Genomic DNA, 21,836 nt, shown 5'->3' with positions numbered 1-21,836 from the left:
GTTACGGTCGGATTGGTACGCCATGTCAACCGCTGATATGCGGGCTGTGATCCGCGGAGAGGGGGGCCGATTCGTGTACATCGTCTCCGCGCTCGCAGCGCTCAACGGACTCCTGTTCGGGTTCGACACGGGGATCATCTCCGGAGCCATCCTCTTTATCGACACCACCTTCGAGCTGACCCCCTTGGTGGAGGGGATCGTCGTCAGCGGCGCGATGGTCGGCGCGGCCGCCGGCGCTGCCGTCGGGGGTCAGATCTCCGACCGCATCGGCCGCAAGCGGTTCATCCTCCTGTCGGCCGGCGTGTTCTTCCTCGGATCGTTCCTCATGGCGGTCGCGCCGACCGTCGAGGTGCTCGTCGCCGGGCGGATGATCGACGGGATCGCCATCGGGTTCGCGTCGATCGTCGGCCCGCTGTACATCTCCGAGATCGCGCCGCCCTCCGTCCGCGGCGGCCTCACCTCGCTGAACCAGCTGATGGTCACCGTGGGGATCCTCGCGTCGTACTTCGTCAACTACGCCTTCTCCGGCTCCGGCTCGTGGCGGATCATGCTCGGCGCGGGAATGGTCCCCGCCGTCGTGCTCGCCGTCGGCATGTCCCGGATGCCCGAGAGCCCCCGGTGGCTCTACGAGCGGGGCCGCACCGACGAGGCCCGCGCGGTCCTCCGCCGCACGCGGGAGGGCGACATCGAGTCGGAGCTCTCGGAGATCGAGGCGACCGTTGAGGCGCAGTCCGGGAACGGGGTCCGTGACCTCCTCAGTCCGTGGATGCGTCCGGCGCTGATCGTGGGGCTCGGGCTCGCGGTGTTCCAACAGATCACCGGCATCAACGCGGTGATGTACTACGCCCCGACGATCCTGGAGTCGACCGCGTTCGGGAGCTCGCAGTCGATCCTCGCGTCGGTGTTCATCGGCTCGGTCAACGTCGCGATGACGGTCGTCGCGATCCTGCTCGTCGACCGCGTCGGTCGGCGCCCCCTCCTGCTCGTCGGGACCGGAGGGATGATCGGGTCGCTCGCCGCCTCCGGCCTCGTCTTCCAGTTCGCCGACCCGACCGGGGGAGTCGGCTGGCTGGCGACGCTCACGCTCGTCTCGTTCGTCGCGTTCTTCGCGATCGGACTCGGCCCGGTGTTCTGGCTGCTCATCTCCGAGATCTACCCGCTCGCGGTCCGCGGGAGCGCGATGGGGCTCGTGACCGTCGCCAACTGGCTCGCGAACCTCGCCGTGGCGCTGTCGTTCCCCGTGTTGCTCGACGGGATCGGCACGCCGGGGACGTTCTGGCTGTTCGGCGCGTGCAGCGTCGTCGCCCTGCTTTTCACCTACCGCACCGTCCCCGAGACGAAGGGGCGGACGCTGGAGGCCATCGAGGCGGACCTCCGCAGCGCGACCGGGTCGGCGGCGGACGTTCGCGCGGACGACTGACGGAGACGACGGCCCGGGGCGCCGGCGGCGAACGCGCGCCGCCGTTCGACGCCCCCACGACGTTCCGATGCCGATAACCTTTATCCCCGTCAGACCGAACCAGAGAACGACTATGGTAGACATCGAGACATCCACCGTTTCCGAGGAGGGGTACGCCTGCACGAGCCAGGTCGGCGACTTCGACCTGCAGATCGACGCGACCGACGAGACCGGACCGAACCCGAACGCCGCGCTCGTCGCGACGTACGCCTCCTGTTACCTCCCCGCCTTCCGCGTGGGCGGGAGCCAGCGCGGCGAGGAGGACCTCGGCAAGATCCAGATCGACGCCAGCGCCGACCTCGACGAGGACGATGACCTGTCGGCCATCGCCTTCGACGTCCACGTGGAGGCCGACCTCGACGACGAGACCGCCTCCGACATCGCCGAGCGGGCAGAGGGCATCTGTCACGTCCACAGCGCGCTCCGCGACGAGCTCCGCGCCGACGTGAGCGTCTATCCGGGCGCGTTCTGAGGGCGTCCGAGACGCCGACCGCTTTTCGTAGCCGCCACCGCCGCACGCACGAGCGACGCCTGTGGTCGTCGCTCCCGAGTTCCGTCTACGGTCGTCGCTCGGTCGCTCACGGCCGCTCGACCCCGCGGAACTCGAAGCGCGCGCCGCCCGACTCGCTCTCGGTCAGCGTCACCTCCCAGCCGTGGGCCTCGGCGATGCGCTCGACGATCGCGAGCCCGAACCCGGTGCCCGTCTCGGAGGTGGTGTAGCCGCTCTCGAACACCTCGTCGCGTTGCTCCTCGGGGATCCCCGGCCCGTCGTCGGCGACGTAGAAGCCGTCCTCGAGGTCGCCGACGACGACCCGGACCCCGCCGTGCTCGACGCTGTTTCGGAAGAGGTTCTCCAGCAGTCGCTTCAGGCGGTCGCGGTCCGCGAGCACCTCGCCGTCGGCCTCGAAGATGACGTCGACGTCGCCCGCGTCGGCCTCGCCGTCGCTCCCGGCTCCGACGCCCTCGACCGACCCGAACTCGTCCGCGTCGTACCGGTCGGCCAGCTCCCCGATGGCGACCGGCTCGACCGGTCCGACGGCGTCGCCCTGTCTGGCGAGCGTGAGCACGTCCTCGATCAGCCGCTCCATCTCGTCGAGGGCGTGCTCGCAGCGGTCGAAGTAGTCGCCGCTCCCCGTCTCCCTCGCGAGCCGGAGGTAGCCGGAGAGCACGTTGAGGGGGTTCCGGAGGTCGTGCGAGACGATCGAGGCGAACTCGTCGAGCCGCTCGTTCTCGCGTTCGATCCGCTCCTCGTACGCCCTCCGCTCCGAGATGTCGCGGCTGCTGGCGAGGAACCGGTCCTCGCCGTGGACGTCGATCCGGCGCACGTGGACCTCGACGGGGAACGCCGTGCCGTCGGCCCGCGCAAACGTCGTCTCCAGCCGGATCGTCTCGTCCATCTCGATTTCGTCCCACATCTCGATCGCCGCCTCCGGGTCCATCTCCCGGTCGACGTCCCACACCTTCATCCCGGCGAGCTCCTCGGGATCGTAACCCAACTCCGCCGCCATCACCCGGTTCACGTCGACGATCTCGCCCGTCTCGTCGTGGATGTCGATCATGTCCGGCGAGCCGTCGTAGAGGGCCTCGAGCCGAGCGGAGGTGCGTTCGAGCCGGCGCTGGCGGCGGCGGTCGTCCGTCACGTCGCGGGAGATCCCCAGGACGCCGTCGAACTCCCCGTCGATGACGAGGCGGCGCAGCCCGTAGTCGACGATCGTCTCCGGCCGCCCGGGGAACTCGATCTCGACCGTCCCCGACAGCGTCTCGCGGTCCCCCTCGATGAGCGCCGCGAACGGGTCGCCGTCTCGGGTCTCGCGGATCCGCCGGATCAGCCGGCTCCGTCGGCCGATGAGCTCCTCGCGGGGCGTATCGTACACCGCTGTGATGCGGTCGTTGGCGAGCTCGAATCGGGCGTCGGCGTCGTAGACGGCCACGCAGTCGGGAAGCTCGTCGACGAGTCGCCGGTAGCGTTCGAGGTCGCGCTCGCGCTCCTTCTCCTCGGTCACGTCGATGTGGATCCCCACCGCGCGGACCGGATCGCCGTCCGCGTCGCGCTCGACGACGCGGCCGCGGTCTCGGATCCACACCCACTCGCCCGACTTCGACCGCATCCGGTGGTCGCACCGGTAGTACTCCGTCTCGCCGGCGAAGTGGGCCTCGAGCGCCGCCCACGCCTCGTCGATGTCGTCCGGATGCACCCGGTCTTCCCACTCCGAGAGCTCGAAGGCGATCTCGGAGCGGTCGTAGCCCAGCATCTCGGCCCACCGCTCGTCGAACCGGACCTCGTCGGTGCGGAGGTCCCAGTCCCAGACGCCGACGTCGGCGCCCTCGACCGCGAGCCGAAGCCGCTCCGAGAGCTCGCGGAGCTCCCGCTCGCGCTCCTTGCGTTCGGTCACGTCGCGGAAGTAGACGGAGAGGCCGGTCTCCGAGGGGTAGACGTCGACGGCGAGGTCGGCGTCGATCGCCTCGAAGCGGCGTTCGAAGGCCCGCTGTTCGCCGTCCGCCATCGCCGCTCTGAACTCCTCCTCGAGAAGGGTCCCGCGGATCGCGGGGAACCGTTCCCAGATCTGGTCGCCGAGCAAGTCGCCGGCGTCGCGTTCGAGCATCTCGGCGGCCCGCTCGTTGAGGTACGTGAGCCGCCACTCCGCGTCGATCTCGCAGAACGCGTCCGTCATGCGGTCGAGGTGCTCCGTAAACCGGCGGTCGGGCCGCGCCTCAGACACGACGCCCGCGACCCGCGACACGAGCGCGTCGTACGGGTCCTCGGCGGCGTCCTTCGGGAGGTACCCGTCGGCGCCGGCGGCGACCGCCTCGCCGGCTATCCGCTCGGACCCCTTCCCGGTGAACAGCACGAACGGGAGGTCGCCGCGTCGCTCCCGGACGGATTTTAGGAGCTCGATACCGTTGGTCCCGGGCATCTCGTAGTCGCTGACGACGCAGTCGAACGCGCCCGACTCGGTCGCCGCCAGCGCCTCGCTCGGGTCGGTCTCCGGCGTCACCTCGAAGCGGTCGTCGCGTGACTCGACGAGCGACGCCGCGGTGTCCGCGAACCCCGGCTCGTCGTCGACGAGGAGGACTCGGATCGAGGGCGGCGAGCTCTCTCCGGCCGCGATCGCCGTCGAACCGTCTCCGTCCCCTCCTGTCATTCGTGTTTGTACGCATTTTCCGACATGTTAATCGTTCCGCTTCGGTCCGTCACCCTCCCGCGTACTCGACGACCGCGCTCGACGCGACGTACCCGATGGCGGCGACGACGAGTCCCGCGACGAGCGCGAGCGCGAACTCCCGACCCACCGCGAACGCCAGCAGGAAGCCGGCCATGCCGGCGGCGTTCGCGCACAGCAGCCGGAGCGTTCGGTAGTTCGGCTCATGGGTTGACATGCGTCCGCTACGCGGGCCGCGCTCAAAAGCCCTGAGTCGGCGGCAGTCCGCGGACGGTCCGAGGGTTTAGGAGGGATGGCGAGGCCAGCGTCCCCGTGCGACCGAGCGAGGGGCGAGCACGACGACCGGGGCAAACGCGAGGACCGAACACGGCGCGGGACGTCCGGCCGGTCCGAGCCGCTCGCGGCCTACTCGCCGCCGTCGCGGCGATCCTCGCCACGGCTGCCGGACTGGTCGCTGCGGTCGCCGGGCTCCCGGCCCTCGCGGCCTCGCTCGCCGCGTCGCTCGCGTTCGCGGCGTGCTGGCTGGCCGCGCTCGGGACGGCCCGCGCCCTCGCGCGGGTGTTCGGGCGGCGGTGACCGCGGAACCGTTTTCCTTCCGCCGCCGGTAGCGTCTCGCATGGTGATGAAAGAGTCCGACTCGGCGCTCGACCGCGGCGACGCGGCCCCCGACTTCGAACTGCCGGGCGTCGACGGTGAGACGCACGCGCTCGACTCGTTCGACGCGGACGCGCTGCTCGTCGTTTTCACCTGTAACCACTGCCCGTACGCGCAGGCGAAGTTCGATCTGCTCAACGAGCTCGCGGCCGAGCACGACGACCTCGCGGTCGTCGGGATCAACCCCAACGACGCCGACGAGTACGCCGAGGACTCGTTTGCGGCGATGCGCGAACGGGTCGCCGACGGGGCGATCGCCTACGACGCGTACCTCCGCGACGAGACGGGCGCGGTCGCCGAGGCGTACGGCGCGGTCTGTACGCCCGACCCGTTCCTGTTCGGCCGCGAGGGCGACGCGTGGCGGCTCCGGTATCACGGCCGGCTCGACGACGCGCTCGACCCGGACGACGAGCCGACCGAGTTCTACGTCAGAGCAGCCGTGGAGTCGGTGCTCGCGGGCGAAAGCGTCGATATCCCGGACCGCCCCTCCCGCGGCTGTTCGATCAAGTGGCCCGAGGCGTAGGCGTCGGCGGCGCCCGCGGCGTCCCGGCGCGAGCGAGACCGGTTCCCTCACCGCCGGAGACGGGTTGAAAGGGATCCGGGCCGAAGCGTCGGTATGGGAATGAAAGGCGACGGCGACGGTGACCTCCACGAGATCGATCGGTTCGACGGCGGCGTCGGCTGGATCGCGTACCCCGACGAGACGATGGAGCGCGCGAGCCACGCGATCGCGGTCCCGAACGACGAGAGCGAGACCGACGACGTCTGGGTGTTCGATCCTGTTGACGCCCCCGGGCTCGACGACCTGCTGGGAGAGCTCGGGACGGTCGCCGGCGTCGTCGTCGGCCTCGACCGACACAAGCGGGACAGCGCCGCGATCGCGACCCGTCACGACGTCTCGGTGTGGGTCCCCGAGTGGATGACGGGCGTCGCGAGGGAGCTCAACGCCCCCGTCGAGCGGTTCGGGGACCGGCTCGCCGACACCGGCTTCGAGGCGTTCCGGATCCGCGACTCCTCGCTGCCGCCGTGGCAGGAGGCCGGCTTCTTCGACGGGGAGACCCTGATCGTCCCCGAGTCGCTCGGCTCCTCGTCGTACTTCCGCGGGGACCGCGAGCGGATCGGCGTCCATCCGATGCTCAGGCTGACGCCGCCGACGGAGGCGCTCTCGGGCCACGACCCGGACCGCGTGCTGGTGGGTCACGGCGTCGGCGTGCTCGACGGCGCGGCGATCGCGGTGGAGGACGCGCTCTCGAACTCGCGGGGGAAGGCGCCGGGGCTCTACGTGAAGACGCTCCGGTCCGCGATCGGGATCTGAGCGTGATCCACGTCACCCGCGACCTGCTGACGGTGCTGCTCGAACGCGCCGCGGAGCGCGATCCGGGCGAGACGAACCTCCGGCTGTCGGCGACGCGCGCCGGCGACTTCGAGGTCGACACCGAACTCGACCCGGAGACGCCGGTGCTGACGCATTTCACCCCGGATGTCGGCGGGTCGGTGAACGCGGTGTTCGGCGTCGACCTCGGCACCCCGGCGGGCCACGGCGGCGCGCGGTTCCTCTCGCACCCCGACGGGTTCCTCGGCGTGTCGAAGACCGACGATCTCGCCGCGGTCGTGCTCGTCGCGGTCCCGCCGTACGACGACGAGACGGTCGCCGCGTTCGACCGCTCCGGCGACGGGATGGAGCTCGCCGTGCTCGACGCGGTCCCGCCCGAAGAGTCGCTCCCGGAGTGAGCCGCCCGGGGAACTCGACCCCGGCGCGGTCGCGGTACGCGCGCGAGGCCCCCGCGAGCGAGCCGTCGCGCGAGCATGGGTTTAAAAAGGAGCGAGCGAGTACGTCGGTGCGATGGCAGCACGCCCACCCGGCGGCGGCGGTTCCTCGGAGCCCGACGCGATCGAGTTCGGCATCGCCGTGCTGGACGAGCGGGTCGAGGAGGCCGGCGTCTCGTTCCCCGCGACCGGCGACGAGATCGTCGACGCGCTCGACGACAGCGAGATCCCCTACGACGCCAAGGGCCGGACGATCCGCCTCTCGGAGGCGCTGGAACAGGTGCCACAGACCGAGTTCGAGAACGAGACCGAGTTCCTCGACGCGCTGTACCCCGTGTTCGACCGCGAGCGGCGCGAAGGCGGCGGCGTCTTAGCCAGCCTGCGCGACGCGCTCCCCTTTTAACTAGATCCCGCGGACTGGCCGACCTCGGCCTCGTTCTCGTCGCCGCCCGTGTCCAGCCGCTCGATGACGTCGTTGATGAGCACGACGTCGCCGACGGCCCGGACCCAGCGGTACGGGACGATGACGCCGCTGTTCCCGTCGACGCGCCCGGCGAACAGCTCGCGGTTGAGCTCCGCAAGCGCGAGTCCGGTCACCGACCGCGCGTCCAGATCGAGGCGCACGTCCTCGATCTCCCCGACGAAGACACCGTTGTTCGAGTACACCTCACGACCGACGAGCGACGTGATCTCCTGTGGAGCCGCGTTCATATGCCATACGGTCACGAGCGCGCCTATTAAGCGTTCGTTGTCGAACGACGTCCGTCAGACGCGGGGAGCGGGCGTTAGCGGGATCAGCCCCCGGCAGGCCTCACTCCCGCGGCGCGACCAGCTCGACCGGGTGCATCGGCGCGTCCCCGAGGAGCGCGTCGATCTGCTCGGTGCAGGAGGTCCCGGCGGCGACGACGGTGCGGTCGGTGTCGCCGAACTGCTCCCGAATCGGCTCGCCGACGTCCATGCTCAGCTCGTAGTAGTCGCTTTTGTACCCGAACGAGCCCGCCATCCCGCAGCACTCGGTGTCGGAGACGCGCACGTCATAGCCGAGCGCCTCCATGACGGCGGTGGCGTGCTCGCCGACGCCGATCGTCCGCGCCTGACAGTGCGGGTGATAGGCGACGCGCGTCCCGGACGCCACCGGGCCGGTCCCCTCGGCCGGCGCGCGCAGCGCGGCCGGGTCCCCGCCGTTCTCCAGCAGGCCGAAGCAGTACTCCATCACGTCGTAGCTGGCCTCGGCGAGTCGCTCGTGGGAGGCCTCGGGGAGGAACTTCTTGTACTCGCTCCGGAACATCGCGAGGTCGCTCGGCTCTATCACGACCACGTCGCGGCCGGCGTCGACGTGGGTCGCGAGCCCGGCGTACACGTCCTCGGCGGCCGACTCGGCGGTCGCGATCATCCCCTGCGAGAGCGGCGGGCGGCCGCTCCCCGGGAGGTCCGGGATCCGCACGTGGACGTCGAGCGCCTCCAGCGCGCGCACGGCGGCCTTCCCGCGGTCGACGTCGACGTAGTTCGTCGCCGTGTCGGGGTAGAGCACGGCCTCGCGCTCGGCCGAGTCGACCGGAACCCGGGGGCCACCGCGGGCATCGAACCAGTCGACGAGCGACTCGCTCGCGAACTCGGGCAGGTCGCGCCGCCGGTCGATCCCGGCGACGCGCTCCGCGATCGCGCGCACCGGCCCCGCGTCGGCGAGCCGGTTCGCGACCGGCGCGGTCCGGCTCCCCCACTTCGCCAGCGTCTCGTAGTTGCCGACGAGGCGCGTTCGCAGGTCGAGCCCGCCGGGTTCTTCGTCCGGGACCAACTCCTCGAACATCCAGTCCGTCTGTCCGGGGTCGGCCTCGCCGCGGTTGATCCGGTCGCGGACGACCGTGTTGATCCACGGGATATCGATCTCGACCGGACAGGCGGGGACGCAGCGAGAACAGCCGGTACAGAGGTCGTTGAACTCGGCGGCGGTGTCGAGCCCCTCGATGCCCGCCTCCCAGCCGGTCGCGATCCCGCCGGAGTACGTCTCGCCGCCGAACGCGTGGCCCCCGACGCTCTGGAAGTTCCCGCAGGCGTTCGAGCAGGCGGAACACCGGATGCAGTACAGCGTCTCCTTCAGCTGCTCGTCGTCGCGCATCGCCATTCGGCCGTTGTCGATGAGGACGAGGTGGAAATCGCGGTCGTCGCCCGAGCCGTCGGCGAGCGGGTCCGCGTCGTTCCGGAAGTCCGGAACCGGCGAGTCGACCGGTGGGGTCAGCGTGGAGATGTAGGAGGTCACGTCCTGTCCCGTCCCCGAGCGCCCGATCAGCTCGACGAAGGGGGCGAACTCCTCGACGGTCGGGACGATCTTCTCGACGCCCGCGACCGCGATATGGGTGTCCGTCGCGGTCACCGTCTTCCGGGCGTTGCCCTCGCTGGTGACTAACAGCATGGTACCGGAGTCAGCCGCGATGAAGTTCGCGCCGGTCATCCCCACGTCGGCGTCCTCGATCAGCTCCCCGAGCCGCTCGCGGGCGAACATGGTGAGCTCCTCGGCGGTCTCCGGCGGGTCCTCCGGGTCGAACCGCTCCGCGAACAGCTCCGCGATCCCCTCGCGGGACTTGTGGATCGCCGGCGCGACGATGTGGGAGGGCGCCTCGTCGGCGACTTGGAGCACCCACTCGCCGAGGTCCGTCTCGACCACCTCCACGCCCGCGGCCTCCAGCGCCTCGTTCACTTCGATCTCCTCGCTGGTCATCGACTTCGACTTCACGAGGCGGTCGGCGTCGCGCTGCTCCGCGGTCAGCTCGGTGATGTACCGGTTCGCGTCCGCGGCGTCGTCGGCGACGTACACGGTCCCGCCGTTGGCCTCGACGGTCTCTCGCACCTCGTCGATGAGCTCCGGGAGCCGAGCGATCGCGTCCTCCTTGATCTCGCGGGCGTCGGCCTTCAGCTCTTCGTAGTCGTCGAGCCGCCCGGTCGACTCGATCCGCCCCTGATTGAAGCCGCGGGTGTTCTCGGCGACCGCGTCGCCCTCGGTGGCCATCAGCTCGCGGATGCGCTCGCCCTTCGACGCGTCGCTACTCATCGGCGGTCACCTCCGAGTCGGACGTGGTATCGGCGTTTTCGTCCGCACCCGCGTCGTCCCCCCGCAACAGCACCACGTGCACCTCTTTCGGCCCGTGCGCGCCGTGGACGAGCCCGCCCATGTCGGCGGTCGCGCTCGGGCCGGTCGCGAACACCACGTCGACCGACTCGTCGCGCGCCTTCGGGCCGAGCCAGTCGAACGCGTCGGGCATGTCCGGAACGAGGTCGCCTTCGCGGAGGACGACCACGTGGCGGTCGACGAAGAGGCTCACCGGCTCCGTGCCGGCGGTGTCTGCCTCGATCGCGACGCTCCCGTACTCGGCGACGCCCAGCGACGCGTCCGTGACCCCGGTGTGGGCCGCGCGGAGCTCGGCCGTGGTCGGGTCGGTCGCGACTCGGTCCGGGAGCGCGATCGACCCTTCGTCCGCGTCGTCGCCCTCCTCGGCGAGCGCGACCCCGACAGCCGGGTCGCCGGCGGCCTCGTCGACCAGGTCTTCACACTCGCTCGCAGGCCCCTCGGTGACGGTGACGCCGAGGGAGTCGAGTCGACGCTTGAACGTCGAGCGGTCGGCGGCTGACATACGTCATCATTCAAGGGGATATATATGGGTGTTGCGCCGGCTCCCGCGCGCCGACGATTCCGGCGGCCGTCGCCGGATTCCCGCGCTCCCGTCGGGGTCAGGGGATTTTTCATAGTTCGACCGTGATGGTCTCCCATGGCAACCAACACGCCGGATCCGGACCCCAGAGACGGGGGGGACTTCGACTACACCGGGGGAGAGACCGATCGGCCGGAGCTCGTGGACGCGCTCGAGCGCCGGGTGGACGGCGACGTGCGGTTCGACGACTACTCGAAGCGGCTCTACGCGACCGACGCCTCGGCGTACGAGGTCACGCCCATCGGCGTCGTGATGCCGGAGTCGACCGCGGACGTGGCGGCGGTCCAGGAGTACTGCTTCGCCGAGGGGGTCCCCGTGCTGCCGCGGGGCGGGGGCACGTCGCTCGCGGGGCAGACGGTCAACGAGGCGGTCGTCCTCGACCTCACCGACTCGATGGACGCGGTGCTCTCGACCGACCCGGACGCGGAGGAGGCCCGGGTCCAGGCGGGCGCGTACGTGGGCGACCTCAACGCGGCGGTCGAGCCCCACGGGCTGAAGTTCGCCCCCGACCCGGCGTGGCGAGACAAGTCGGCGGTCGGCGGCGCCATCGGCAACAACTCGACCGGCGCGCACTCGCTGAAGTACGGGAAGACGGACCACTACGTGGAGGAGGCGGAGGTCGTGCTCGCGGACGGGACGGTGACGGCGTTCGGCGAGGTCGCCGTCGACGACCTCCGCGAGTCGGCCGACCCCGACGCCGACGAACTGCTCCCGCGGATCCACGCCGAGGTCGTCCGGATCCTCGACGAGGAGGCCGGCGAGATCGACGAGCGGTTCCCGGAGATGAAGCGGAACGTCTCCGGCTACAACCTCGACCGGCTGCTCGACGAGTACCGCGGCGAGTACGGCGAGGAAGGGGTGGTCAACCTCGCCCGGCTCATGGCCGGCAGCGAGGGGACGCTCGCGACGGTCACCGAGGCGACGGTCTCGCTCGTCGAGATCCCCCACACGAAGGCGGTCGCGCTCCTGACGTACGACGACCTCCTCGACGCGATGGAGGACGTGTCGCCCATCCTCGAGCACGACCCCGCCGCGGTCGAGGTGATGGACGACGTCCTCCTCGGGCTCGCCGCCGACACCCCGGAGTTCGAGGACGTGGTCGGCATGTTACCCGAGGGGACGAACTCCGTCCTCCTCGTCGAGTTCTACGCCGATAGCGACGCGAACGGGAAACAGAAGGTCGCCGACCTCGTCGCCGACCGGGTGGGCGCGACCGACGACCGGTCGCGCCCCGAGACGGAGGCGGACCCGACCGAGGGCGCCGCCGACGTGACGAGCCAGCCGCGCCGCGCGGTCGACGCCATGGAGGCGCACGACCCCGAGCAGCGCGACCGCTTCTGGAAGATGCGGAAGGCCGGCCTCCCGATCCTCCTGTCGCGAACCACGGACGAGAAGCACATCTCCTTCATCGAGGACTGCGCGATCCCCCCGGAGCACCTCCCCGAGTACACCCGCGAGTTCCAGCAGATCCTCGAGGACAACGACACGTTCGCGACGTTCTACGCGCACGCCGGTCCCGGCGTGCTCCACATCCGCCCGCTGATCAACACGAAGGAGGTCGAGGACGTCGAGGCGATGGTCGACATCGCCGACCGCGTCACCGACGCCGTCGTCCGGCTCGGCGGGTCGGTCTCCGGCGAACACGGCGACGGCCACGCCCGGACCCAGTGGAACCGGAAGCTGTACGGCGACGAGCTCTGGGAGTCGTTCCGCGACCTCAAGACCGCGTTCGACCCCGACTGGCTGCTCAACCCCGGGAACGTCTGCGGCGACTTCGACATGAGCTCGAACCTCCGGTTCGACTCGGAGTACCAGTACGACGCCGCCTTCGACCCCGCGATGGAGTGGGCCGTCGACAACGGGATGCGCGGGATGGTCGAGCTCTGCCACGGCTGCGGCGGCTGTCGCGGGCCCCAGGAGACGACCGGCGGCGTGATGTGCCCGACGTACCGCGCCTCCGAGGAGGAGATCCAGGCGACCCGCGGCCGGGCGAACATGCTCCGCGGCGCCATCAGCGGCGAGCTGCCGGACGACCCCACCGACGACGAGTTCGTCACGGAGGTGATGGATCTGTGCGTCGGCTGTAAGGGGTGTAAGAAGGACTGCCCGAGCGGCGTCGACATGGCGAAGCTGAAGGCCGAGGTCGAGCACGCCCACCACGAGGAGCACGGGATCGACCTCAGGACCCGGCTGCTCGGGAACTTCGAGTCGCTCGCGCCGCTCGGCTCGAAGCTCGCGCCGCTCTCGAACCTCCCCGGGAAGCTCCCCGGCGCCGGCCTCGTCATGGAGAAGGCGCTCGGGATCGCGAAGGAGCGCGACCTCCCGACGTTCCGCTCGGAGAGCCTGACCGACTGGTTCGAGGCCCGCGGCGGCGCCGGCGTCCCCCGCGCCGAGGCCGACCGCGACGTCCTCCTCTTCCCCGACGTGTACACCACCTACACGAACCCCGGCGCGGGGAAGGCCGCGGTCCGGGTGTTGGAGGCCGCGAACTGCCACGTCCGGATCCCGGACGTCGACGGGAGCGGGCGCCCGCCGCACTCGAAGGGGATGCTCGACGAGTCGCGCGCGGCGGCGAGGGACGCCGTGGAGACGCTCGCGCCCGACGTCCGCGACGACTGGGACGTAGTCGTCGTGGAGCCGACCGACGCCGTGATGCTCCAGTCGGACTACCACGACCTGCTCGACGGCGACGCCAGCGACGTGCCCGACGCCGACGTGGCGGCCGTCTCCGAGAACACGTACGGGATTATGGAGTACGTCGACGCCCATCGGCTCGACGAGGCGCTCGCCCTCGACGCGCCCACCGAGTCGCTCACCTACCACGGGCACTGCCACCAGAAGGCGACGAAGAAGGACCACCACGCCGTCGGCGTGCTCCGCCGCGCCGGCTACGGCGTCGACCCGCTCGACTCCTCCTGTTGCGGGATGGCCGGCTCGTTCGGCTACGAGGCCGAGCACTACTCGATGAGCAAGGCCATCGGTCGGATCCTCTTCGACCAGGTCGACGAGAGCGACGGCGACGAGGTCGTCGCGCCCGGCGCCTCCTGCCGGACCCAGCTGAAGGAGCGCGACGGCGACGCCCCCGAGCCGCCGCACCCGGTGGAGAAGCTCGCGGCGGCGTTGGCGTAAGCGGCGACGCTATCAGGGCCCGACGGCGAGCGCCCCGGCCCGCGGAGCCCGGCGCGCTCCTCACTCCGGAACGCGTTTCACGTTCGCGGCGATGAGCGCGAGGAGGTACGAGAAGGCCGGATACGTCACGGCGACCAGGGCGAGAAACACCGGATCGAGCCCGCCGGGTTCGTCGAGGAGGAAGCCGGTGTACCGCACGACGGCGACGGTGAGAACCACGAGCGCCGTCCGCGCCGCGTACTCGAACGGGGAGGGGGTCGGGAACTTCACGCGGTTGCCTGCGAGGCGCAGTCACTCGAATGCGTCGACCGCCTCGCGCTCTCGCTCTCGCCGCCGAGCCAACAGCCGCGTGACCCCTTTCCCGGGACCGCCCTCGATGGGCCATCCCTTCGTCCGCCACTGGGGCGGCTCGGGCGAGAACGACGGACAGGAGCCGGAACACTCGCGCGCGGTCGGGACCTTCTCCTTCGTCGCGCAGTGCGGGACGAGCGACCGCCCCTCACGGCGGAGTTCGAAGTGGCGGCAGTCCGGGCGCATCGTCTCGTGATACGAGCGCCACCCCTTCCCGTAGGCGCGCTCCGCGATCTCCAGCCGCAGGGTCTCGGTCTCGGGGGTGCGAGAGCCGGCGCGATCGGAGGACTCACCGCTGCCTCCGGGTCCGTCCGTCGCACCGGCCCCGCCGGGAGAGAGGTCGCTCGGGTGCCACGCCACGTCGCCCGCCTCGGCGCGGACGCCGTCGGAGAAGTCAGTCGCGAGGATCCCTGCCTCGACCGGCATCTCGCGCAGGAGGGCGGGCTCGACGCGCTCGCCCGTCGTCTCGGTCGCGAGCCACGCCTCGTCGGCGAGGGCGGCCTCGACGTCGTGTTCCAGCTGGTCGGCGAGCCGGTCGGCCGCGGAGCGGTCCAGGTCGGGCTTGTTCTCGATCGCGACGATCCGCTCGACCCAGTCGGGGTACGGTCGCTTCCGGCGGAGCTGGATGCGGTTGTTCCGGCGGCGCTTCTCGATCAGGTCCCGCCCCGCGGCGCGGTGGACCGCCTGCCGGACGTACCGCCAGGGGTAGCCGGGGTGCGGGAGCGCGTCGCGGTACCACGCCCACTCCGCGGGCGCGTGGCGGACGACGTGGAGGAGGTCGGAGTCGATGGTCCGGTCGCCGAAGGCGCGCCGCGCCGCGAACGCCGCGGGGTCGACCTCGATCACGACCGTGTCCCAGCGGCGCTCCGCGGTGCCGAGCTGGCGGGCGACGAGCGCGGGGCGCGCGCCGTCGCTCGGGTGCCACGCCAGTTCGGCGTACCGGCAGACGAGGAGCTCGTAGCCGAACTCGGCGTCCGGAGTCACGGCTGCAGTAGTGCGGGACCGTTTAAAAACGAACCGCCGGAACGCGAGTCGCCCCCGCGGCCAGCCGGGCGCCGTCGCCGGCTCGGCGCTCGCCCGTTTCGGAGCGGAGCGGCCGCTCAAACGTAGTCGCCGGTCTCCTCGTCTTTCCGCTCGTCGAGGTAGTCGTGGGCGTCATCGAGGATCTCGCGGGGCCCGTTCTGGGTGATCGTGTTGAGCGCCTGGTCGTAGTCGCGCCACTGCAGGTCGCGGTGCTCGTTCGAGATCTCGGCGCTCGCCTCGAACGAGCGCGCGATGAACAGGTGAACCGTCTTGTGGATGGTCTTGCCGTTCGCCTCGAACACGTAGTCGTACTCCCTGCGGAAGCCGTCGATGAGCCGGAAATCCTCGATCCCGGCCTCCTCCGACACCTCCCTGATCGCCGTCTGCTGGAGCTCCTCGTCCCCCTCGACCCCGCCTTTGGGGAACTCCCAGTCCCCCGGTCGGCTCTTCAGGAGCAAGTACTCCCGTTCGCCGCGGGTGTCGCGGAAGAGGATGGCTCCAGCGCTGGTCGCTTCGACCGTCATTACCGTCAGGTAAGCGAGCACCCTTAAAGAGCGTGTCGGAGTTCCGAACGCAGGGGCCGGCGACGGATCCCCGATCGAGCTGGGTCGCCGCCGATCCCGCGGACTCGCGGGTAGATGCGTTTTTACTCCTCCGGCAACCATGGGCGGACGACCCCCCAGCCATGACCTTCGTCACGAAACTCTCCTTCGCCTCCGGCGACCGCGACGTGCTCGCCGAGACGGTCCAGGAGCTCAAGTCGACCCTCGAACGGAAGGGCGCGGAGTGTAAGGGCCCGCACGCCGCGCCCGCCGAGACCGTCCGCGTACCCCTTTATAAACAACTCCGCGCAGGCGACGAGTTCTCCCCGTGGAGCTACTCCGTCTACAAGCGCTCGATGGAGATCCACGGCGCCGACGACATCGCCCGCGAGGTCGTCGGCCGCGACTTCCCCGACTCGATCCACGTTGAGGTCGAGGTCGATCAGAAGAAGCCGCTCGGTCACCGCCGGGACTGATCGGTTCGACCGCCGAGCGGGGGCGCTCGGCGACCGCGACCGCCCGATTCCGCCACGCGACCTTTTAAGCACGCTCGCGGCCACCTTCGGCTATGAGCGCGCTCGAATCCGACGCGTACCGCGAGTTCCGCCGCGATCTCCACCGCCACCCCGAGCCGGCGTGGCGCGAGTTCTACACCACCGCCCGGATCGTCGGGGAGCTCCGGGAGCGCGACCTGACCGAGCTGTACGTCGGGCGCGACGCCCTCGCGACCGACGACCGGATGAACGTCCCCGACGACGACGAGCTCGCCGAGTGGGAGCGACGGGCCCGCGACGCGGGCGCGGACCCGGACGTCGTCGACGAGCTCTCGGGCGGCTACACCGGCTGCGTCGCCGTCGTCGAGCGCGGCGACGGCCCCGTGATCGGGCTCCGCGTCGACATCGACGCGCTGCCGATCCGCGAGTCCGAGGACGCCGGCCACGCGCCGGTCGCCGAGGGGTTCCGCTCCGAGCACGAGGGGTTCATGCACGCGTGCGGTCACGACGCCCACGCGACGATGGGGCTCGGGACGCTCGACGCGGTGCTCGACTCCGACTTTTCCGGCACGCTGAAGGTGTTCTTCCAGCCCGGCGAGGAGCAGGTCGCCGGCGGGAAGCCGATGGCCGAGTCCGGACACCTCGACGACGTCGACTACCTCTACGCCGTCCACGTCGGCCTCGATCACCCCTCCGGCGAGGTCGTCTGCGGCGTCGAGGGGTTCCTCGCGGTGCGGCACTTCCTCGCTGAGTTCACCGGTGAGCCGTCCCACGCCGGCGCGCGGCCCGAGCAGGGGCGCAACGCCGTGCAGGCGATGGCGGCGGCGGTCCAGAACCTCTACGCGATCCCCCGCCACGCCGACGGACCGACCCGAGTGAACGCCGGGCTCGTCGGCGGCGGCACCGCGACGAACATCATCCCGGAGGAGTCGTACATCGAGGGGGAGCTCCGGGGGGCGACGACGGAGCTGGCCGCGTACATGTCCGAGCACGCCGACCGCATCCTCGAGTCGGCCGCCGGCATGCACGACTGCGAGGTCGACGTGGCGACGAAGGGGGAGGCCCCGAGCGCGACCAGCGACGCCGCCCTCGCCGGGATCGTCGGCGACGTCGCGGGCGACACCGCGGGCGTCACGAACGTCGTCGACAGCGACGACCTCGGCGGCTCCGAGGACGCCACCTACCTGATGCAGGCGGTCCAGGAGAACGGCGGGCTCGCCTGCTACGTCGGCGTCGGCACCGATCACCCGGGCGGCCACCACACGAGCACCTTCGACGTGGTCGAGGACGACATCGCGGTCGGCATCGACGTGCTGAGCGGGGCGATCCTACGGGTCGCCGAGACGAGCCCGTGAGGCGACGCGTCGACCGGGAGCGCCGCCGGCTCCGAACCCCCTCGTGAGACGGCCGAGCCGGGCGTGAACGCTTCCTCCGGCGGTAGGTTTAGGCGCCGCGAGCCCCTCAGTTCGGACATGGAGGCCGCCCTCTGGTACGTGCTCACCGGCACCCGCGGCGGCCCGAACAGAGTCCGGATCCTCAGGGCGATCGACGATCGCCCGCGGAACGCGAACCAGCTGGCCGAGCACCTCAATCTCGACTACACGACGGTGCGACACCACCTGGATGTGCTCCGCGACCACGACGTGGTCGAGCGCACCGGAGACGGCTACGGCACGGTGTACTACCCGACGGAGGGGACCCGTCGGCACTGGGACCTCGTCGAGGAGATCGCCGAGGGGCTCGCGCTATGACCGCCACGGGCCCGCGGTGTGACCGCGCCGGCGCTCGCGGGGTGTGAGCGATGCGGTGGGTAGACATCGCGCGCGTGAGCGTCGCCGTCAACGTCGCGATGCTGGTCGCGCTCACGTGGGTGTGGGCGCGGAACTACCTGACGTTCCGGTCGAAACACTCGATAGGGCTGGCGGCGTTCGGCGTCGTACTCTTAGCGCAGAACGCGCTCTCGCTGTATTTTTACGTATACCATCCCGTGCTCGCCGGCTGGTTCGCGACCGACATGCCGTCGCTGGCGTGGCGGGCAAACGTCGTCGTCCACGTGTTCCAGACGGTCGCGCTGGCGTTCCTGCTGTGGGTAACCTGGGACTGAGCGGGCGGGTCCGTCGCGGGCGACAGCCTCCCGACGCCCTCGCGCCACGGTCAGTGCAGGACCCTCTCCGCCCCCGACTCTCGGACCGGTCGCGCGGCGGGTCTACTCCCGAGTGTCCAGCGTCGAGTCGTCGAGTTCGGAGACGGCGATCAGCAGCCGGCCGTCTTCCGTGGCCGTGACCATCTTCGACTCGGTGAACGTCGAGTCGTCCGCGCGGAGCCCCTCGCTGCGACCCGTCCACTTGCCGCCCTCCCGAACGACCGGGAACACGTGGGTACGGATGTGTTCGACCTCGTGATCGGGGTGTAGCTCGGTCCAGTACTTCCCCTCGAGCTCGGCCGTGGTGTACCCGTAGAGCGACGCGTACGTCTCGTCCGCCGCTTCGAACTGCTCGTTCGGTCCGATTATTCCGACGCCGTGAAGCTCGGTGTCCGTCTCCGGATCGAACTCGCCGTCCGAGTCGATGGCGTGGCTGACCCTCCGAATCAGCATCGTGTACTGGTCGGTCCCGAACCCCTTGCGCAGGTAATCAGTGAGGCCCGCCTGGATGATCTCGGCGGCGATGTCCGAGGTCTCCTCGCCCGAAAAGAGCAGCACGGGAAGTTCCGGAGACGCCTCGCGAACCGCTCTGAGAAACGTGATCCCGTCCATCTGCGGCATGTCGTAGTCGCTGATCACGCAGTCGTACGCGGGGTCGGCGGAGTCGATGAGCTCCAACGCCCGCTCGGGGTTCTCCTCGACCGTAACCGAACAGTCGATACCGCTGGCATCGCGCTCTAGATACGTCTTCACGAGGTCGCCTAACTGGGGGTCGTCGTCGACATGGAGGATTGAGAGGCGGTCTGTCGATTCCATGATTGCGAATGAATACTTGACGGGCGCTCATGAGCGTAGCGCGACTCATGTTATCTATGAACGGTCAAACCCGAACGCGCGTTATGATACATCACCCGGCCGGAAAACGAAATAAATGCGGCCGAGGTACCGGAACCCGGCGTGGACCGACCGCCCCGCTCAGTACTTCGCGTCGGCGCCCGTCGTCTCGTAGATCCGGTCCATGATCGCGTCGCGCTCGCCGGTCCAGTTGGCCATCGCGGCCGGGCTGGTCGGGTACGACTCGTAGTGCGCCAGCAGCTCGTCCGCGAGCGTCTTCGTCTGGTAGAAGTTCCGGATCGTCCCCCAGTAGCCGAAGCTCTTGACCGCCGCCTTCAGCTTCAGCCCGAACGACATCGACGTGGAGCCCTCGTATAACGCCTCCGCGAGCTTCTCGCCCGGGAGCGCGGCGAGCAGTCCCATCAGGTCGTCCACGTCGACGGCGGTCGAGAGCACGTTGTACACGTCGAGCCCGGCGTAGCGGCCGCCGAAATGATCCATCACGCGGGTGTTGTACCGCCAGAGGTTCTCCTCGCTCACGTCGCCGTCGGAAACCGCCTTCACGGCCTGTTCGCCCGCGTACTTGCCCGCGTACGCCGCGCCGGCGATGCCGCCGCCGGTGGTCGGGTTGACGTGGCCCGCGGCGTCGCCGACCGCCATGTACCCCGGCGCGACCGCCGAGTCGTACGGGCGGCGGGTGGGGAGCGCGGCGCCGAGCTTGTCCGTGACCGTCGCGCCCTCGAACTCGGGGCGGTTCCGGAGGTCGCGTTTCAGCGCCTCGACGAGCTGCATCGGCTCCTCGTTCATCTGGAAGCCGAGCCCGGCGTTGATCTCGGTGCTCGTCCGCGGGAAGTACCAGAGGTAGCCGGCGGCGCGGTCGGTCGCCTTGAACACCAGGGCGTCGTCCCACTCGACCGGCTCGGGGACCTCGACGATCTCGCGGTACGCCGAGCAGAACTGCGAGTAGCGCACGTTGGTGTCGAACGTCGTCCCCTCGAAGTCCGCCTTGTCCTGCAGCAGCGACAGCGACCCGGCGCCGTCGATGACGATGTCGCCCTCGTAGGTGACCGGGTCGCCCTTGCGCTTCGCGCGGACCCCCGTGACCCGCCCGTCGGCGGTCTGGATCACGTCGTTGATCACCGTGTCGTAGTGGAAGTCGACCCCGGCGTCCTCCGCGCCCGCGATGATCCGGCGCCCGTACTCCCAGCGGTCGATGACGGCGAGCTCGCCCGGGACGGGGATCTCGAGGACCGTGTCCTCCTGCGGGATCTCGAACCGCCCGTGGTCGACGCCGGTGTTCGTGAACGCCGGTTCGAGGCGCTCCTTCGGGATGGCCTCCGGGAAGGCGTCGGCGCCCTTCAGCGCGTCGCCGCAGGCGATGTGTCCGGCTTCCTCCTCGTCTTTCCGCTCGACGATGACGACGTCGAGCCCCTCGTTCGCGATCGTCGCGGCAGCGTAACAGCCGGCGGTCCCGGCGCCGGCCACGACGACGTCGTACTCGTCGATGGTCATGTCACGTGGGTCGTTCCCCCGGTGGCAAAACTCTTTGTTCCCGATTCGGTCCCCTCTCGACCAACACGAGCCCCGTGGATAGCCGGTCGACGGCGGGTCGGTCGAGGCCGTTCACCTCGCCGAAAGCGCCGGCTCCGACACCAGATCGGTACCTTACTGTTCTGGCCTCGTTTTTATCGGGAACGGCTCCGTGGCGTCGGATATGACCGGACTCAAACACGTCGACACTGAGCGGCTCCGGGAGTGGCTCGACGAGGTCCGCGAGGGGGAGACGACCGCGGCGCTGATGCTCGCCGTGGCGTACGACAAGGGGATCGGAACGGGCGAACTGGCGTCGTGGTACGGTCGGTCGACCGAGTCGGTCGAGGAGACGATCGCGGCGCTCGACTCGCCGGGGTACGTCGCGGAGATCGCCCGGCTCGAAGGGGCCGATATCGAGGCGGTCGCCGAGGAGTCGAACCTGACGGTCGATTCGGTCGAGGAGTGGTTCGCCGAGCTGTCGGACCGCCCCGTCTCCGAGGCGGCCGGCGTGATCCGCGGGTACGCGCAGGGCGGGGTCGAGCCCCTCGTCACGGGCGAGCCCTCCACGGTGTACCACCTCGACCACGACGCGATGACCGAGCGCGGCTGGTCGCTCAACGACCCGGACCTCTTCGAGAAAGCGGCGGAGTCGGACCTCGGGCTGCCCGAGTACGGCCGCTTCCTCGTCGAACCCGACGAGTCGATCCTCGAGGCCGCGGAGCGCGGCGGCCGGTCGTGGCCGTACGCCTGTCGGGGCGGCGCGTGCTCGAACTGCGCCGTCATCGTGGTCGACGGCGACGTCGCGATGCCGGGGCAGTCGGTGCTCTCGGACGCGCAGATCCGGGAGACGAACGCCCGGCTCTCCTGCGTCGGCGTCCCGGTCACCGACGAGGTCCGGGTCGTCACCGGCGTCGGCGACTTATCCGAGTTCGCCGACCTGCGGCTCCCCTCGCTGGCTGACGGCGACGGGTCCGCGGAATCGGCGTCGGACTGAGCGACCGGCCTTCGCCGACCGCGTCGGCCTCGGACGAGGCCTCACCCC

The 21,836-nt window shown here is 70.3% G+C and carries 23 protein-coding genes; 13 read left to right on the top strand and 10 right to left on the bottom strand.

Translation table 11 applies throughout. The annotated features are described in order from the left end of the window. The first annotated feature begins 37 nt into the window (after positions 1-37). Both Hrr1229_RS15095 and Hrr1229_RS15090 read left to right on the top strand, forming a co-directional pair. A complete protein-coding gene (locus tag Hrr1229_RS15095) occupies positions 38-1,420 on the top strand; it encodes a sugar porter family MFS transporter (protein ID WP_217920717.1) in 1,383 nt (460 codons plus the stop codon). A 112-nt stretch (positions 1,421-1,532) separates the two neighbouring features. Continuing rightward, positions 1,533-1,931 carry an OsmC family protein gene (locus tag Hrr1229_RS15090; RefSeq protein ID WP_123112128.1) on the top strand — a complete coding sequence of 133 codons (399 nt, stop codon included), beginning with the start codon at positions 1,533-1,535 and terminating at the stop codon, positions 1,929-1,931. A gap of 106 nt (positions 1,932-2,037) precedes the next feature. Here Hrr1229_RS15090 and Hrr1229_RS15085 read toward each other — a convergent pair whose 3' ends face one another. Both Hrr1229_RS15085 and Hrr1229_RS15080 read right to left on the bottom strand, forming a co-directional pair. Further along, positions 2,038-4,602, bottom strand: a complete 2,565-nt coding sequence (locus tag Hrr1229_RS15085) for a PAS domain S-box protein (protein ID WP_123112129.1) — start codon at positions 4,600-4,602, stop codon at positions 2,038-2,040. Positions 4,603-4,651: 49 nt separating this feature from the next. After that, positions 4,652-4,837, bottom strand: a complete 186-nt coding sequence (locus Hrr1229_RS15080) for a hypothetical protein (protein ID WP_123112130.1) — start codon at positions 4,835-4,837, stop codon at positions 4,652-4,654. 95 nt (positions 4,838-4,932) lie between these two features. On the opposite strand from Hrr1229_RS15080, the gene Hrr1229_RS15075 reads away from it, so the two are divergent. The 5 genes from Hrr1229_RS15075 to Hrr1229_RS15055 all read left to right on the top strand — a co-directional run bounded on the left by Hrr1229_RS15075 (position 4,933) and on the right by Hrr1229_RS15055 (position 7,444). After that, a complete protein-coding gene (locus Hrr1229_RS15075) occupies positions 4,933-5,196 on the top strand; it encodes a hypothetical protein (protein WP_158606057.1) in 264 nt (87 codons plus the stop codon). Between the two features lie 40 nt (positions 5,197-5,236). Further along, positions 5,237-5,797, top strand: coding sequence for a thioredoxin family protein (locus Hrr1229_RS15070; protein WP_123112132.1), 561 nt, complete (start codon positions 5,237-5,239; stop codon positions 5,795-5,797). A 99-nt stretch (positions 5,798-5,896) separates the two neighbouring features. Further along, the gene (locus Hrr1229_RS15065; protein WP_123114814.1) at positions 5,897-6,589 is read left to right on the top strand and encodes a hypothetical protein; all 693 of its coding nucleotides are present in this window, start codon (positions 5,897-5,899) and stop codon (positions 6,587-6,589) included. A gap of 2 nt (positions 6,590-6,591) precedes the next feature. Further along, positions 6,592-7,005, top strand: coding sequence for a hypothetical protein (locus Hrr1229_RS15060; protein WP_123112133.1), 414 nt, complete (start codon positions 6,592-6,594; stop codon positions 7,003-7,005). A gap of 112 nt (positions 7,006-7,117) precedes the next feature. Further along, positions 7,118-7,444 (top strand): hypothetical protein, encoded by a 327-nt coding sequence (locus Hrr1229_RS15055; RefSeq protein WP_123112134.1) that lies wholly within the window; start codon positions 7,118-7,120, stop codon positions 7,442-7,444. On the opposite strand, the gene Hrr1229_RS15050 is transcribed toward Hrr1229_RS15055, so the two are convergent. From Hrr1229_RS15050 to Hrr1229_RS15040, 3 genes are all read right to left on the bottom strand, one after another. Further along, complete coding sequence (locus tag Hrr1229_RS15050; protein WP_123112135.1) at positions 7,441-7,752, bottom strand: PRC-barrel domain-containing protein; 312 nt, start codon at positions 7,750-7,752, stop codon at positions 7,441-7,443. The genes Hrr1229_RS15055 and Hrr1229_RS15050 overlap by 4 nt on opposite strands. Before the next feature lie 100 nt (positions 7,753-7,852). Continuing rightward, positions 7,853-10,087: an LUD domain-containing protein gene (locus Hrr1229_RS15045; protein ID WP_123112136.1), complete on the bottom strand. Its 2,235-nt coding sequence runs from the start codon at positions 10,085-10,087 to the stop codon at positions 7,853-7,855. Beyond that, positions 10,080-10,667 carry an LUD domain-containing protein gene (locus tag Hrr1229_RS15040; protein WP_123112137.1) on the bottom strand — a complete coding sequence of 196 codons (588 nt, stop codon included), beginning with the start codon at positions 10,665-10,667 and terminating at the stop codon, positions 10,080-10,082. The genes Hrr1229_RS15045 and Hrr1229_RS15040 overlap by 8 nt, the downstream gene beginning before the upstream one ends. A 135-nt stretch (positions 10,668-10,802) precedes the next feature. Here Hrr1229_RS15040 and Hrr1229_RS15035 point away from each other — a divergent pair, with 135 nt between their 5' ends. Continuing rightward, positions 10,803-13,874, top strand: a complete 3,072-nt coding sequence (locus Hrr1229_RS15035) for an FAD-binding and (Fe-S)-binding domain-containing protein (protein WP_123112138.1) — start codon at positions 10,803-10,805, stop codon at positions 13,872-13,874. Positions 13,875-13,934: 60 nt separating this feature from the next. On the opposite strand, the gene Hrr1229_RS15030 is transcribed toward Hrr1229_RS15035, so the two are convergent. The 3 genes from Hrr1229_RS15030 to Hrr1229_RS15020 form a co-directional block, all read right to left on the bottom strand. Further along, the gene (locus Hrr1229_RS15030; protein ID WP_123112139.1) at positions 13,935-14,144 is read right to left on the bottom strand and encodes a hypothetical protein; all 210 of its coding nucleotides are present in this window, start codon (positions 14,142-14,144) and stop codon (positions 13,935-13,937) included. Between the two features lie 21 nt (positions 14,145-14,165). After that, complete coding sequence (locus tag Hrr1229_RS15025; protein WP_123112140.1) at positions 14,166-15,209, bottom strand: DUF5787 family protein; 1,044 nt, start codon at positions 15,207-15,209, stop codon at positions 14,166-14,168. Between the two features lie 116 nt (positions 15,210-15,325). Beyond that, positions 15,326-15,772, bottom strand: a complete 447-nt coding sequence (locus tag Hrr1229_RS15020; protein ID WP_123112141.1) for a bis(5'-nucleosyl)-tetraphosphatase — start codon at positions 15,770-15,772, stop codon at positions 15,326-15,328. Between the two features lie 161 nt (positions 15,773-15,933). Here Hrr1229_RS15020 and Hrr1229_RS15015 point away from each other — a divergent pair, with 161 nt between their 5' ends. The 4 genes from Hrr1229_RS15015 to Hrr1229_RS15000 all read left to right on the top strand — a co-directional run bounded on the left by Hrr1229_RS15015 (position 15,934) and on the right by Hrr1229_RS15000 (position 18,388). Next, the gene (locus Hrr1229_RS15015; protein ID WP_123112142.1) at positions 15,934-16,266 is read left to right on the top strand and encodes an uS10/mL48 family ribosomal protein; all 333 of its coding nucleotides are present in this window, start codon (positions 15,934-15,936) and stop codon (positions 16,264-16,266) included. Positions 16,267-16,358: 92 nt separating this feature from the next. Next, positions 16,359-17,639, top strand: a complete 1,281-nt coding sequence (locus Hrr1229_RS15010; RefSeq protein WP_123112143.1) for an amidohydrolase — start codon at positions 16,359-16,361, stop codon at positions 17,637-17,639. Between the two features lie 117 nt (positions 17,640-17,756). After that, positions 17,757-18,035, top strand: coding sequence for a winged helix-turn-helix domain-containing protein (locus tag Hrr1229_RS15005; RefSeq protein ID WP_123112144.1), 279 nt, complete (start codon positions 17,757-17,759; stop codon positions 18,033-18,035). Between the two features lie 50 nt (positions 18,036-18,085). Next, on the top strand, positions 18,086-18,388 hold the full coding sequence (locus tag Hrr1229_RS15000) for a hypothetical protein (RefSeq protein WP_123112145.1): 303 nt from the start codon (positions 18,086-18,088) through the stop codon (positions 18,386-18,388). Between the two features lie 102 nt (positions 18,389-18,490). Here Hrr1229_RS15000 and Hrr1229_RS14995 read toward each other — a convergent pair whose 3' ends face one another. Together Hrr1229_RS14995 and Hrr1229_RS14990 are read right to left on the bottom strand one after the other, a co-directional pair. Next, positions 18,491-19,243, bottom strand: a complete 753-nt coding sequence (locus Hrr1229_RS14995) for a response regulator (protein WP_123112146.1) — start codon at positions 19,241-19,243, stop codon at positions 18,491-18,493. A 159-nt stretch (positions 19,244-19,402) separates the two neighbouring features. After that, the gene (locus Hrr1229_RS14990) at positions 19,403-20,773 is read right to left on the bottom strand and encodes a geranylgeranyl reductase family protein (RefSeq protein WP_123112147.1); all 1,371 of its coding nucleotides are present in this window, start codon (positions 20,771-20,773) and stop codon (positions 19,403-19,405) included. 202 nt (positions 20,774-20,975) lie between these two features. On the opposite strand from Hrr1229_RS14990, the gene fer reads away from it, so the two are divergent. Continuing rightward, complete coding sequence (fer, locus tag Hrr1229_RS14985; RefSeq protein ID WP_123112148.1) at positions 20,976-21,788, top strand: ferredoxin Fer; 813 nt, start codon at positions 20,976-20,978, stop codon at positions 21,786-21,788. Positions 21,789-21,836 lie beyond the last annotated feature (48 nt).

The sequence above is a fragment of the Halorubrum sp. CBA1229 genome (assembly GCF_003721435.2).
In the GTDB taxonomy this organism is placed as follows: Archaea; Halobacteriota; Halobacteria; order Halobacteriales; family Haloferacaceae; genus Halorubrum.
This window is presented reverse-complemented; position numbering and strand designations above follow the sequence as displayed.

What these genes read in the sequence shown, in the direction of transcription:
- Hrr1229_RS15050 (WP_123112135.1), bottom strand. Translation starts at nt 7,752, where the DNA reads ATGAACGCGGCTCCACAGGAGATCACGTCGCTCGTCGGTCGTGAGGTG.
- Hrr1229_RS14990 (WP_123112147.1), bottom strand. Translation starts at nt 20,773, where the DNA reads ATGACCATCGACGAGTACGACGTCGTCGTGGCCGGCGCCGGGACCGCC.
- fer (WP_123112148.1), top strand. Translation starts at nt 20,976, where the DNA reads ATGACCGGACTCAAACACGTCGACACTGAGCGGCTCCGGGAGTGGCTC.
- Hrr1229_RS14995 (WP_123112146.1), bottom strand. Translation starts at nt 19,243, where the DNA reads ATGGAATCGACAGACCGCCTCTCAATCCTCCATGTCGACGACGACCCC.
- Hrr1229_RS15040 (WP_123112137.1), bottom strand. Translation starts at nt 10,667, where the DNA reads ATGTCAGCCGCCGACCGCTCGACGTTCAAGCGTCGACTCGACTCCCTC.
- Hrr1229_RS15070 (WP_123112132.1), top strand. Translation starts at nt 5,237, where the DNA reads ATGGTGATGAAAGAGTCCGACTCGGCGCTCGACCGCGGCGACGCGGCC.
- Hrr1229_RS15010 (WP_123112143.1), top strand. Translation starts at nt 16,359, where the DNA reads ATGAGCGCGCTCGAATCCGACGCGTACCGCGAGTTCCGCCGCGATCTC.
- Hrr1229_RS15005 (WP_123112144.1), top strand. Translation starts at nt 17,757, where the DNA reads ATGGAGGCCGCCCTCTGGTACGTGCTCACCGGCACCCGCGGCGGCCCG.
- Hrr1229_RS15015 (WP_123112142.1), top strand. Translation starts at nt 15,934, where the DNA reads ATGACCTTCGTCACGAAACTCTCCTTCGCCTCCGGCGACCGCGACGTG.
- Hrr1229_RS15035 (WP_123112138.1), top strand. Translation starts at nt 10,803, where the DNA reads ATGGCAACCAACACGCCGGATCCGGACCCCAGAGACGGGGGGGACTTC.
- Hrr1229_RS15020 (WP_123112141.1), bottom strand. Translation starts at nt 15,772, where the DNA reads ATGACGGTCGAAGCGACCAGCGCTGGAGCCATCCTCTTCCGCGACACC.
- Hrr1229_RS15085 (WP_123112129.1), bottom strand. Translation starts at nt 4,602, where the DNA reads ATGACAGGAGGGGACGGAGACGGTTCGACGGCGATCGCGGCCGGAGAG.
- Hrr1229_RS15065 (WP_123114814.1), top strand. Translation starts at nt 5,897, where the DNA reads ATGAAAGGCGACGGCGACGGTGACCTCCACGAGATCGATCGGTTCGAC.
- Hrr1229_RS15000 (WP_123112145.1), top strand. Translation starts at nt 18,086, where the DNA reads ATGCGGTGGGTAGACATCGCGCGCGTGAGCGTCGCCGTCAACGTCGCG.
- Hrr1229_RS15045 (WP_123112136.1), bottom strand. Translation starts at nt 10,087, where the DNA reads ATGAGTAGCGACGCGTCGAAGGGCGAGCGCATCCGCGAGCTGATGGCC.
- Hrr1229_RS15095 (WP_217920717.1), top strand. Translation starts at nt 38, where the DNA reads ATGCGGGCTGTGATCCGCGGAGAGGGGGGCCGATTCGTGTACATCGTC.
- Hrr1229_RS15080 (WP_123112130.1), bottom strand. Translation starts at nt 4,837, where the DNA reads ATGTCAACCCATGAGCCGAACTACCGAACGCTCCGGCTGCTGTGCGCG.
- Hrr1229_RS15055 (WP_123112134.1), top strand. Translation starts at nt 7,118, where the DNA reads ATGGCAGCACGCCCACCCGGCGGCGGCGGTTCCTCGGAGCCCGACGCG.
- Hrr1229_RS15090 (WP_123112128.1), top strand. Translation starts at nt 1,533, where the DNA reads ATGGTAGACATCGAGACATCCACCGTTTCCGAGGAGGGGTACGCCTGC.